The organism is Paenibacillus ihuae, from assembly GCF_001368795.1.
Classification (GTDB): Bacteria; Bacillota; Bacilli; order Paenibacillales; family Paenibacillaceae; genus Paenibacillus_AQ; species Paenibacillus_AQ ihuae.
The window spans coordinates 366,274-377,997 of sequence record NZ_LN831198.1 but is presented as its reverse complement, the minus strand read 5'-3'; the positions used below and the strand labels follow the sequence as shown (position 1 = coordinate 377,997).

Genomic DNA, 11,724 nt, shown 5'->3' with positions numbered 1-11,724 from the left:
CCGCCCGAATGTGATCAGAGAATATGTGCAGCGGTCAAGCATCGTAAGTGTGATGAGTCAATACAGTATTCTTGACAGACGCCCGGAGGAAGACATTCTTCCTCTGCTGGAGCAGCATGGCATCAGACTGATTGCCCGCGGGCCGCTGGCGCGCGGCATCCTGACAGAGAATGGCCGTGCCAAGCTGAAGCAGGATTATCTGGATTACAGTGTCCAGGAACTGGCCGGACTGCATAATCAGCTGACACAGCAGACTTCCGGTTCCCGGACGCTGACGCAAGCCGCGCTTCACTATCCGCTCGCACACTCTCCGGTAGCGGCCATCATTCCGGGGGCGAGCAGCATAGAGCAGCTGAGACTGAACGTAGCGGCAGTGGAGTCTGCCCCACTCTCGCCTCATGAGCTGGGAACTATCCGTAAGGCCAGCAAAGCGAACGTGTACACGGCCCACCGCTAAGCACAGCAAACAGGCTATCCTAAACTGCACATGCAGCTGGGATAGCCTGTTTTGATATTTTTTCAAACTAGCGTTTCTTTCTTAGCCGGAGAATCCAAAGAACCAGTGACAGCAAAAATATCAGCGCCGTAATCGCCCAGGTCATCATAAAAGCCATTCCCAGACCGATATTCGCATCCTTGGATTCCCTGGCATATTCCAGCCCCAGCATCACCGCCAGCGGAGCTCCGCTTGCCGCCAGCAGCACTAATGCAGTGTAGCGTGCAAAAGGCGTACGTTTGCGAAAGGAAAAATACAGGTTCAAGTACGCAATGATAAGCAAAATAAAGGTTGTTACAGCTTCCCAGGCTAGTCTATCCATCCAGTTTCCACCCTCCATCTTCAAGCTGACGCTCTGTGAATCGCCGGGATAAAAGCCAGTATAGCGGCTTTTGAAGCCGGACGCAAACGCTGCAGATAAGGGATATACGGGTACAAGCTCTGCGGGAAATCCTTCCGGCCGATCAGCCAAAAAACTGCGTAATATACACCATCGCCAGCAGCCCGAAGATAAATGAATACGTCGACGGCCGTTCATAGCCATGACCATGGCTCTCCGGAATCAGCTCCTTGTAGACAATGAAGAGCATCGCCCCGGCGGCAAAAGCCAGCCCGTAACCGACCGCATGCTGCATCGAACTTGCCGTAAAATAGCCGATAACGGCCGAGATCATCTCCATTAGACCGGTTAGCGCGGCAATCCCCAGCGCCTTGCGCCGGGTCGCGTTAGAATTCATCAGGAAGATGGCGAGGATCAGGCCTTCCGGCATATTTTGCGCCCCGATGGCAATCGCCACCATAGGACCGAGACTGCCTTGTTCACTGGCATAGCTGAACCCTGTGCTGAGGCCCTCAGGAATGTTATGAATGAACAGCGCGATCATGACGAGCAGCGCCTTGGAATCCATATTAGTGAACCCCGGTTTGTTCTCGACATCGATATGCGGAATATTGTTCTCAATCAGATCAAGCAGCAGCACCCCGGTGATCAGTCCGAGCGTCAGCGCAATAATTCCTGACTCCCTAATGGCCTGCGGCATTAAGCCGAAGGTGGACGCAGAGACCATGATACCGGCGGTAAAAGCAACCAGCACATCCTTCCACAGCTCGGACAATTTTCGCACGAACAGAATGGGCACCACTCCAAGCACCGTAGCCATTGCCGATAAAAAGCTGCCAAGCAGCGCAGTCGCCAAGTCATCAACCCCCTCCGTGGACAGGACTTCATAGACCAAGCTTATGCACCGGGCAGCTTATAATATGACCAAGCTTCCGTTTTTGTCTTCATGGATACAGCAGGAGTTGATTCAGCTCCAGCGTCATCAAATCCTCATCGAGATATACGCCGCCCAGCTTAACCGCCTTCCGCTCCGTACCATAGCAGGTGAATCCCAGTGCAGCATACAGCCGCTTCGCCGCATGGTTGTCCGAGAACACCGTAAGGTTAACAATCTCCAGTCCCGGCAGCTGCCCGGCCCGCACAAGCAGTTCCGTCATCAGCCGGTATCCCAGCTTCTGCTTGCGTGCTGCGGGACTCACATACATGGCATAGACATTGCCTTTATGGGAGATTCTCGTCCTGTCCTCCCGGATAAAAGTAACCATTCCCGCCAGCTTATCCTGCTCCGTAAAACCACCCAGAGTAAACCTGCCTTCTGCAGGCTCCAGCCTGCTGCGCGTGGTTTCGAGCGGCAGCTCCTTCTCCGCTTCATAGGTGCTCAGAAAAGCTTCCGGATGGTTCAGCAGTGACTCAAGCCGGAGCTCCCGGTACTTTTTGGCATCGGCCGGATTTAGAACTTTCATGTACATGCAGGTAATCTCTCCTTCCGCCTGAAGCAGACTTATTAATTCATATTATTATATCGCCAGACCTTGGCCTTATAAAGAACTAAACTGTCGAGGCATTATACTAATGGGCAGGTATCGGGGTTAACAATCCATAGGAAACAACCCAAGTTGAATTCTGCTAAATGTAGATAATGTATAATGTAGATGTAGATATCCTTCATGAACAAAGGAGAACTGAATATGAGAAAACTCGTTCTATTTCTGCACGCATCGCTTGACGGTTTTGTAGAAGGGCCGAATGGTGAAATGGATATTGGCTGGGTTTCCTACGATGCTGATTTGGAGAAACATGCGAAAGAAATTTTGAGTACTGCCGACACTGTCATATGGGGACGTGGGACTTATCAGATGATGCACAGTTACTGGCCATCTGTACCTTCGAACCCATCAGCTTCGCAGCATGAACGGGATCATGCCGAATGGATTGAAAAGACAGCCAAAATCGTTTTTTCCACCACGCTGGAGAAAGTCGAATGGAATAATTCCAGACTCGTAAAAGAAGATATCGAGGAAGAGATCAATAACCTCAAACAGCAGCCAGGCAAGGATATGGTCATCCTCGGCAGTCCTAGGTTTGCACATCACCTTATGGAGCTTGATTTAATTGATGAGTATAAAATCACGGTTTCTCCCGTCCTGATCGGTAAGGGGTTGCCGTTATTCCAGGGTCTCAGGGAGAAGATCAATCTCAAGCTAATCGAAAACAAGACCTTTGATTCTGGAGCCATAGGTCTCGCCTACCAGACGGTAAGATGACCTTGTCACTTATGGTGATTACCCTAAATGTTCTCATTGAGTTTTTATTTGGAAAGATGACTGCTATTCAGTACAGAAATTAATACAATCAGAATTCCTTCGAGGGACTGCTCTTTAGGGTTATCCTTTTTGCTATAAAGGGAATGGTTTACAAATGTCGAATCTAGTCACTATGACAATTCGAGGAGTGTATCCATTTTGCGTAAACCGTTCAAACTTCAACTAATCACTGTTCTCGCTTTCCTGCTTAGTCTCGTTTCTGTTCCAGCTGCGTTTGCAGAGGCTTCTCTTATCTCAGACAAAAACCTGGAACAAGCGATTCGAGCAGAACTAGAGAAACCGGCTGGCCCCATTACCAAAGAAGATTTACAGACTATAACGTCGCTCTATCCCGATAATCCTAACAAGAAAATTAACAGTTTAAGTGGACTAGAGCATGCTGTTAATTTAGAGAGTTTGATGCTCCCAGGACTTGGCATTACCAATATTGAGCCGCTTAAAAATCTGCATAAAATCACCTTCCTGGCTCTGAATGACAATCAGCTCACTCAGATTGAGCCGCTGCAAGAGCTGTCCCAGCTGAAGCAGCTTAATATCGATTCTAATAAAATAAAGAAGCTTGATGCTCTAGCGGGATTAACCAATTTAACAGACTTGTTAATCGGCCATAATCAGCTAAAGGATCTGTCGCCGATTCAATCCCTAGTCAAACTGAATTGGCTGATTATAAACGATAACCAAATCCAGTCTCTTGAACCGCTAAGAGGTCACCCGGAACTAGAACATTTATACTTTGAAAATAATCTGGTCCAGGATATTAGCGTCTTAACAAGTCTTCCGAAGCTTAAGGAGGTTTCACTCAGCAATAATCCTTTGAATGCGAAAGCAGATAAAATTCTGACCGAACTCGCTGCCAAAGGCGTCAAAGTACTTGAAGAAGATGATGAAGAACCAGCATTACCTTCAGATCCTGACGAAATCATGGTGCTGTTGAATGGGGAGATCGTCAAATTCCAAGTTCCGCCCATCCAGCTAAATGGATCTGTACTTGTTCCGTTCCGCGCTATTTTCGAAGCATTGGGATTGAAGGTGGACTGGGATCCAAAAACGCAAACAATCAAGGGAAGTAAGCCAGGTACACTTATCAAGCTTAAAGTAGGTTCAACTATCGCTGAGATCAATGGCAATCAGAAAAAGCTGACAGTAGCCCCTTCAATCATTAAGGGCAGCACCTACGTTCCATTACGTTTTATCGGCGAAGCAGTGGATGCGAAGGTGGACTGGCTGGCGGACATTCAAGCAGCCATCATTTATACGAAGCGGCCATTTGCGACCAAAGATAAAAAAATCCAAGTCACAGGCTACGGCGACTGGAGGGACGTAACATCTTCTATTGAGAATACTGGAGATCACCAGCTTATCTTAAGCTTACCAGAGAAAAGCACGATACTTATTCAGCATTATAGTAAGAGTGATTTAGATATGAATTTCGAACAATATGTTAGCTCAGTCAAAAAAGATATAACGGACGAATATGCGGTGGAAATCACTGAGAAGTCTGTTAAGCTGGGGAATATCGATGCGAAGCAGTTGACCTATAGCTTAAGCGAGAACAATGAAACGATCGAACTTCAAATGATTTTATGTGAGCAAAATAATGAAATTTATACCTTATTGTTTGCTTTTCCATCGCAGGTCAGCAAACAAGCCAACGCCGAATTCAACGAAATATTAAAAAGTATAAAATTCAACTAACGGAGAACGATACGTTAATAACGACATAAAGGCAGCCGGTCAGTGGATCGGCTGCCTTTATTCAACTAACGGGCAGGAGAGTTACTATGATTAGATCATAGAGTGTAATTTAATATTGAGAAGATAGAAACCTCTAGTTATTATTAAATTAAGGGAATATCTACATATTCTCTAAAACCTATCATATTCTGAGGAGCAACCCGTATGAGCGAATTTAGTCAAAGCTATCATTTGTTGGGTAGCAAAGAAAAAGCAATTGAACTCATCAATCTTGCAGGTGAACAGGGTTTTGTATTTGAAGATAACAATCGGTGGACTACTTTTGTCATCTTGGGAGATGAATTTAGACCATCAGATTCTATTGTTGAATCCAATAGAGAATTGCTTGTTCATTATGTGTACGCCGAGGACCATGGTTGGAGTCTGTCCATTTTCAAGCAGTCTGCTCTTATTTTTAAATTTGACTGTTCCTGGGACGAAACGAATATCGAGGATTTCGATGAAGAGGAGTTAATTGAGATGTTTGGTGATGGGGAAGTAAGTGCTCCTTCCGTCGAAATTTTCGACCTGGATGTTATCAGAAAACTAGTTGAAGAGGCTGGTAATGATTCATCTGACTTGGAAGTACTATTTACGAAAGATCCTGAAGTCATCTTTACTATGGAGAGTCCATGTGCTTATCAGATTGCTGAGAAGCTTGGTATCCTCAATTATGCTTGGATTTCTGCCGATTCTCTCGATGAGGACGATGGTTTCTACAAAAATGTAATTAAAGTTTAAAACTCCGCAGGAAGCTTTCGTGTTCAACTAACAGGAAACGACAGCTCAGAAACATTAAGATAACCGATTTCAACACAATCGGCTGCTTTTGTTTAACTATCCGTTCTGCGTCCTAAATCTCATACCTCGCAAGCAATCTTACCCGTCCCCCCACCCGAAAAACTTGTTGTTACTTATGATAAGCATCAACTTTAAGCAAGGCAATAAGGCCGGTCTCACCTATGTTGAATTGATGTTCAACTCCGTCTTCCAGTTCAGTTCTACGTAGGTTTTGGTACAGGGTCACGAATATGATCTATGTCTGAAAATAAGATTAAGTACTGTAAGGAGGAATGGGAACGAAATGAAGTTCGATCTTCGTGAATTGGCGTTGTTTGCAGAACAGGCTGTAACAAAAGCGGGTAACAGGATTTCCGAATTGCGCAGCCAGGAAAAAGTTGAAATGAATTACAAGGATGCGGGTGAACTGGTGACATCCGCTGACTTGCTGTCGGAAAGAATCATTCAAGAAGCCATAATGGGGACATTTCAAGGTCATCGAATTCTTTCGGAGGAAGATGGAGTACATAACTGGGATAATTTTAAGTTCGACGGTCCAGTTTGGGTGATTGATCCCTTAGATGGAACAGTTAATTCTTCACGGAATCTACCGCATTACGGCGTTTCATTGGCTTTTGCCCTTGATGGCGTAGTGCTCGCAGGAGCCGTATATGCGCCGGATTTGAATTGTACTTATGTTGGAATTAAAGGGGAAGGTTCTTATTGCAATGGCGAGCGTTTACAAATTCGTAAATGTACTTCACTATTAGATGCTGTCATTGGCACAGGTTTTCCGCATGATTCAGCAAAAGTCCAGCCGGCAATTGAAAGAGTGAATCGACTCCGAAGAAACTGTCGTGACATTAGGCGTTTTGCCGCACCAACAGTAGACATTTGTTATGTGGCATCCGGAAAATTAGATGCCCATACGGAAAGTCTTTCACCGTGGGATATAGCCGCTGCAGGCTTGATTGCACGGGAGGCGGGAGCAATGAGTTGCCATGTACAAGCGGTGCCTGATGGCATCCCTAATGAACTCTATGGTGAAGAGGTCGTATTCACAACACCTGGGATCTTCGATGATCTCTTGACATTATTGCGGATGGAATCCCAATAAACCTGCCAAGACATTGAACTAACGGGGAACGATAGTTTAACAATGAAGGGCCGCGAGGCAGCCCTCCACTCAGAATACGGACAGGCAGTTATGCGTAACTTCCAGGGAATGTAAACATCTAAATAACGTAAGGAACGAGGAGGCTGACAATTCATGGGAGGAACGAATGTATGGGATGCGGAGTGGGAGGTTAACGAAGAGCAGGCGCGGACGCTGATCGGCAGACAATTCCCTCAGCTGTCATCGAAGCAAGTGAAGCGATTGGGCTGGGGCTGGGACAATACGGTTTTTCTCATCGGTGACGAGTACGTGTTCCGTTTTCCAAGAAGAACGATTGCAGTTGGCTCGATTCGTATGGAAGGGAAACTGCTGCCGAAGCTGGAGGCATATATGACCATCCCCTATCCGAAACCGTTGTTTTATGGCGAAGCAACTGACGAATATCCGGCACCATTTCTTGGCTATGCCTACGTGCCAGGAGATTTCCCAATCGGTTTGACGGAAGAACGCCGGGCTTTATCGGCAGAGACGCTGGCGAAATTTTTGCGGAGATTGCATGAGTTTCCGGTGCAGGCAGCGCTGAAGTGCGGAGTTCAGCAAGATCATCGAAACTTGACGGACATAGCATCGCGCAAAGTGAAATTGGAGGGCTTTCTATCGAAGGTGGTTGAACACTTGTCGCCGGAGGAGTTCGGTGTGATCGAAGCGTATATTAGCAGGCCGCAAAAGGACCGTGTCGAGGCGGTGAATGCACTGCTACATGGCGATCTTCATTTCAAAAATATGCTTGTGAATGAGAACGGGATCGTTTCCGGCATCATTGATTGGGGCGATCTGAGCGTAGGCCATCCGGCTTGCGATTTGAGCGTTGCTTATAGCTTTTTACCACCTTACGCTCGCGGCGTGTTTTTCGAAACGTACGGAGGAGCGGACGAGGAAACGAAGCTGCTGGCGCGGCTGATTGCGGTATACATCCCCATACTGATCTTAATGCAAGCGGTCGATGACGGGAATGAAGCGATTGCGGCAGAGGCGAAATCCAACATCATGCGGGCACTGTCGGATTAGGCTCATTATTTCGTTGCGGCTATGGGGCTATGGCTATCGGCACCATTTTGTCGTTTAAAGTCCGCGATAAGGTACGATCCGCCTTCTCTGATGCCGCTTTATGTTGAGGAACACGAAATTCAACAGAGTAAGTCGTTGCGCTAACAGGAAACGTTAGTTTACTGAAACAGCGACAGTCTAGGACTTTATTTTTTCGTCCTTTGCTGTCGCTGTTTTAAGTTTCCAGGGTCAGTCTAAAACTTTATCTTCTGCTGCTGGCAAGCCGCAATCTGTACCATTTGCTTCATGAATACCCGTTTACGCCAGGTTGCCCCATCTCTCAAATAATTCATCCACCCGTCTGCCTATTGTGGACTCGGACACCCCCATGAGCTTCCCGTCTTCAACGACGATTCTGCCGCCTACAACGACCGTGGATACGGCTCCGGGCTGCATGGCGTAGACCATATTGGCGAACAGCTCTTTTCTCGGTGCCAGAGACAGATCATGCGTATCAAGAGCCACGAAGTCTGCGTACTGTCCAATCTCCAGGGACCCGACCGGCAGACGCAGAATTTCTCCGGCGCAGGAGGTTCCCATACGGTATACCTGATCAGCAGTGATGCACGTGCCGTCCAGCCGGCTGACCTTCTGCATAAGCGCGCACATGCGCATCTCCTCATACACGCTGATCCGGTTATTGCTGCAGCCCCCGTCGTGCCGAGCGTTACCTTAACACCTGCCTGCAGCAGATCGGGAATCCGAGTGACCCCGTCCGCCAGAAACATATTGCTTGACGGACAATACGCCAGCGACCCTTTTCTCCGGCCGATCAGCTCAATCTCGGAATCCTCCAGCCAGACCAGATGGATGGCAATCATCCGCTCGTCCAGCACGCCCAGCGAATCGAGATAATGCACAGGCCGGAGTCCGTAGTTCTGCAGCGTCTCCTCGACCTCGAACATTTCCTCAGCTACATGGATATGAAACGGCGTATCCAGCTCCTGCGCCAGCCGGTGGCCGGCCTGGATCATCTCCGGCGAAGCCGCATGCGGACTGTGCGGAGCGGGATGAACCGTAACCATAGGATTGCCCTGATATTTCTTGGCCAGCAGCCTCGCCCGCTCTACAGCTTCATTCACCGTTTCGCGGTAGGCCAGCGGCGCACCTGCCCAGTCGTACATGGTCCGGGCGAAGACCAGGCGGATACCCAGATCGTTCGCCGCCCGGATCACGGCCTCGTCATGCGCCGTGCCTCCGTTATGCACGTAGAAGAAGTCACAGACCGTTGTCACTCCATAGCGCAGCATCTCTCCGAATGCGAGCAGCGCCCCGGTATAAATGGCTTCTTCGTCCAATAGCGGAGTGTACCGGTACAGCGCCAGATCCCGCCATTCCAGAAATGGCTTATCAATCGCAATCCCGCGCAGCAGGCTCTGAAACGAGTGATTATGCGAGTTGACGGTGCCGGGAACAATGGCCTTTCCCTTCCACCGGATATGTGCTGCGCCCGGATAACGGTTCAGCAGCGCATCACAGTCCCCCGTATCTGCTATCTTCCCGCCATCCACCAGCAAAGCACCGTTTGCTCTGAACTGATCCTGCATATACACCGCATCTGCTGAATATATCTTCCGCAAGGGGTTCATCCTCCTGCCTTATAGGTTTAATTGTCCATCCAGTGCCAAAATAGTCTGCAGCAGCACATTGCCGGCCTGCTCAATATCCTCAATCCGGCTCTCCTCCTCCGGGCAGTGGCTTTTCCCGCCAAGGCTGGGTACGAACAGCATGCCCGCCCTGGTCAGAGCAGCCATATGTGTGGCATCATGACCGGCCATGCTGCCGAGCGTAAGGCTCTGGATCCCCAGCCGGCCGGCCTGCTCTGCGAACGACGTAATCAGCAGCGGATCCATCGGCTGGGGCGGCTGATCCAGAATCAGCCGCCGGTTCAGCCGCAGCCCCCTGCGCTCCGCAATAGACGCAGCCTGCCTGCCCCAGGCTTCCATGACCTCCCCGATCTGCGGGTGCTGCTCTCCTCTGGCCTCCAGATGGAAGACAACCCTCCCCGGAATAATATTGGCCGCATTCGGCTCGTTCCTAATCCGGCCAACCGTGCCGACCACTTCCTCCGCCGGATGCTCCCGGAAGACTGCTTCGAAGGCCAGCATCATTTCGGAAGCCCCCATCAGCGCATCCTTGCGGTCCGCCATCAGGGTCGTTCCGGCATGATTGGCTTCTCCCGTGACGGTGATTTCTTCGCGGTAAATTCCGGTTATTGCGGTTACGATCCCAACAGAGACAGCACGGTCCAGCAGCCTTTTTCCCTGCTCAATATGAACCTCAAGGAAGGCCGCAAGCTCCTCCGGACAACGCCGGGCCTGCTCGAAATGCCCGGGGTCACCTCCCGCCAGACGCAGCGCATCTGTCAACAGCTGTCCCTGCTCATTGCGCACTCCGCTGAGATCCTCCCGGCTGAGCTTCCCCGATACCGCCCGGCTGCCAAACGTGGACAGCCCGAAGGGATTCGGCTCCTCTGCACTGAAAGAGACCAGCTCCAGCGGATGGCGGGTAATGACATGGTTATCCGCCAGCACGCTCATGACCTCCAGAGCCAGCAGAACACCAAGCGCACCATCGTATTTCCCGCCGTTAGGCACCGTATCCACATGAGAGCCGAACGCAATGACAGGCAGTGTATCCGCAGCGCCGTTTCTCCGCGCCCATATATTTGCCGCCTCATCCACCCTGACCTCCAGCTGCAGACGGAACAACTCCTGCTCCAGCCAGTCCCGCGCGGCCAGCTCAGCTGCCGTAAACGTGGTCCGGTCGAGCCCTCCGGTGACTTCATTGAAGCCAAAGCGGGCTAAAGCCTCGATATTGTTCTGCAGTCTTGCAGCATTGATCCGCAGCTGATTCATCCGCAAACCGGTCATGTAAACACCCTCTTTCCATCCCGGATCACAACCTCTCCCTTTTTGAGCACCGTATCGGTCAGATTCACGGCATAGTGGTACTGCAGATAGAGATAATTAGGCGCATCGAACATTACCAGATCGGCCTGTTTCCCGACCTCAATACTGCCGATGGATGCTGCGCGGCCAATCGCATGTGCGGCATTGATCGTACAGGCGGTCAGCACCTCAGCCGGTGTCATCCGCATCGTTAAGCAGGCCAGATTCATGATAAAAGGCAGCGATTCCGTCGGCGAGGAGCCGGGATTGCGGTCAGTCGACAACGCGACAGGCACACCTGCAGTAATCATCGCCCGCGCATCCGCCGGAGGAGCCATCAGGAAAAAGGCTGTGCCGGGCAGCAGAACGGCGATCACCCCCTGCTCCGCCATCTGCCGGATCCCTTCCTTGGAGGCATGAAGCAGATGGTCGGCCGAGACGGCGCCAAGCTCGGCGGCCAGCTCTGCCCCGCCGCAGGACATCAGCTCATCGGCGTGGATTTTCGGCTTTAGCCCCCATCTTTTGCCTGCCTCCAGAATGTCCCGGGACTGCTCCACGGTAAAAACCCCTTCCTCGCAGAACACGTCGCAGAACTCCGCCAGGCCTTCACGGGCCACCGCCGGGATCATTTCCCCGGTCACCATCCGGACAAAAGCATCCGCATCCCCCTTATACTCCGCCGGAACCGCATGTGCGCCCATAAATGTCGATACCAGCTCCACCGGATGTGCGGCGTCCAGCCTGCGCGCTACCCGCAATTGCTTCAATTCATCGGAGAGCCGCAATCCATACCCGCTCTTCGCTTCGATTGTCGTGACCCCATGGGCGAGGAAGCGGTCCAGCCGCCGCACCGTCTCGGCCATCAGCTGCTCCTCCGTGGCTTCACGGGTGCGTTCCGTGGTATAAAGAATCCCCCCCGCCTGCCTTCAAAATAT

The 11,724-nt window shown here is 50.5% G+C and carries 10 protein-coding genes and 2 pseudogenes; 6 read left to right on the top strand and 6 right to left on the bottom strand.

Annotation, left to right across the window (positions count from 1 at the left end):
• Positions 1-457, top strand: a 457-nt coding sequence (locus AQR02_RS33325; RefSeq protein ID WP_245237036.1) for an aldo/keto reductase, incomplete at its 5' end; no start/stop codon positions are given.
• Between the two features lie 67 nt (positions 458-524).
• Here AQR02_RS33325 and AQR02_RS01730 read toward each other — a convergent pair.
• From AQR02_RS01730 to AQR02_RS01720, 3 genes are all read right to left on the bottom strand, one after another.
• Positions 525-818, bottom strand: coding sequence for a hypothetical protein (locus tag AQR02_RS01730; RefSeq protein ID WP_148449047.1), 294 nt, complete (start codon positions 816-818; stop codon positions 525-527).
• A 142-nt stretch (positions 819-960) separates the two neighbouring features.
• Positions 961-1,692, bottom strand: coding sequence for a ZIP family metal transporter (locus AQR02_RS01725; RefSeq protein ID WP_082451551.1), 732 nt, complete (start codon positions 1,690-1,692; stop codon positions 961-963).
• A gap of 88 nt (positions 1,693-1,780) precedes the next feature.
• On the bottom strand, positions 1,781-2,299 hold the full coding sequence (locus AQR02_RS01720) for a GNAT family N-acetyltransferase (protein ID WP_209444109.1): 519 nt from the start codon (positions 2,297-2,299) through the stop codon (positions 1,781-1,783).
• A 225-nt stretch (positions 2,300-2,524) separates the two neighbouring features.
• Here AQR02_RS01720 and AQR02_RS01715 point away from each other — a divergent pair, with 225 nt between their 5' ends.
• From AQR02_RS01715 to AQR02_RS01695, 5 genes are all read left to right on the top strand, one after another.
• Positions 2,525-3,100, top strand: a complete 576-nt coding sequence (locus AQR02_RS01715) for a dihydrofolate reductase family protein (RefSeq protein ID WP_054939124.1) — start codon at positions 2,525-2,527, stop codon at positions 3,098-3,100.
• Positions 3,101-3,298: 198 nt separating this feature from the next.
• Complete coding sequence (locus AQR02_RS01710; RefSeq protein ID WP_054939123.1) at positions 3,299-4,855, top strand: stalk domain-containing protein; 1,557 nt, start codon at positions 3,299-3,301, stop codon at positions 4,853-4,855.
• Between the two features lie 204 nt (positions 4,856-5,059).
• Complete coding sequence (locus AQR02_RS01705) at positions 5,060-5,635, top strand: hypothetical protein (protein WP_054939122.1); 576 nt, start codon at positions 5,060-5,062, stop codon at positions 5,633-5,635.
• A gap of 343 nt (positions 5,636-5,978) precedes the next feature.
• Positions 5,979-6,791 (top strand): inositol monophosphatase family protein, encoded by an 813-nt coding sequence (locus AQR02_RS01700; RefSeq protein WP_054939121.1) that lies wholly within the window; start codon positions 5,979-5,981, stop codon positions 6,789-6,791.
• 153 nt (positions 6,792-6,944) lie between these two features.
• Positions 6,945-7,859, top strand: a complete 915-nt coding sequence (locus tag AQR02_RS01695) for a phosphotransferase (RefSeq protein WP_054939120.1) — start codon at positions 6,945-6,947, stop codon at positions 7,857-7,859.
• Between the two features lie 297 nt (positions 7,860-8,156).
• Here the strand turns inward: AQR02_RS01695 and AQR02_RS01690 are convergent.
• The 3 genes and pseudogenes from AQR02_RS01690 to hutI form a co-directional block, all read right to left on the bottom strand.
• A pseudogene (locus tag AQR02_RS01690) lies at positions 8,157-9,478 on the bottom strand (amidohydrolase family protein).
• An 18-nt stretch (positions 9,479-9,496) separates the two neighbouring features.
• Positions 9,497-10,771 carry a Zn-dependent hydrolase gene (locus AQR02_RS01685; protein ID WP_342447436.1) on the bottom strand — a complete coding sequence of 425 codons (1,275 nt, stop codon included), beginning with the start codon at positions 10,769-10,771 and terminating at the stop codon, positions 9,497-9,499.
• Positions 10,768-11,706: pseudogene (hutI, locus tag AQR02_RS01680) on the bottom strand (imidazolonepropionase); the annotation flags it as partial. The pseudogene hutI and the gene AQR02_RS01685, both read right to left, overlap by 4 nt.
• Positions 11,707-11,724 lie beyond the last annotated feature (18 nt).

What these genes read in the sequence shown, in the direction of transcription:
- AQR02_RS01730 (WP_148449047.1), bottom strand. Translation starts at nt 818, where the DNA reads ATGGATAGACTAGCCTGGGAAGCTGTAACAACCTTTATTTTGCTTATC.
- AQR02_RS01720 (WP_209444109.1), bottom strand. Translation starts at nt 2,299, where the DNA reads ATGAAAGTTCTAAATCCGGCCGATGCCAAAAAGTACCGGGAGCTCCGG.
- AQR02_RS01715 (WP_054939124.1), top strand. Translation starts at nt 2,525, where the DNA reads ATGAGAAAACTCGTTCTATTTCTGCACGCATCGCTTGACGGTTTTGTA.
- AQR02_RS01705 (WP_054939122.1), top strand. Translation starts at nt 5,060, where the DNA reads ATGAGCGAATTTAGTCAAAGCTATCATTTGTTGGGTAGCAAAGAAAAA.
- AQR02_RS01700 (WP_054939121.1), top strand. Translation starts at nt 5,979, where the DNA reads ATGAAGTTCGATCTTCGTGAATTGGCGTTGTTTGCAGAACAGGCTGTA.
- AQR02_RS01695 (WP_054939120.1), top strand. Translation starts at nt 6,945, where the DNA reads ATGGGAGGAACGAATGTATGGGATGCGGAGTGGGAGGTTAACGAAGAG.
- AQR02_RS01685 (WP_342447436.1), bottom strand. Translation starts at nt 10,771, where the DNA reads ATGACCGGTTTGCGGATGAATCAGCTGCGGATCAATGCTGCAAGACTG.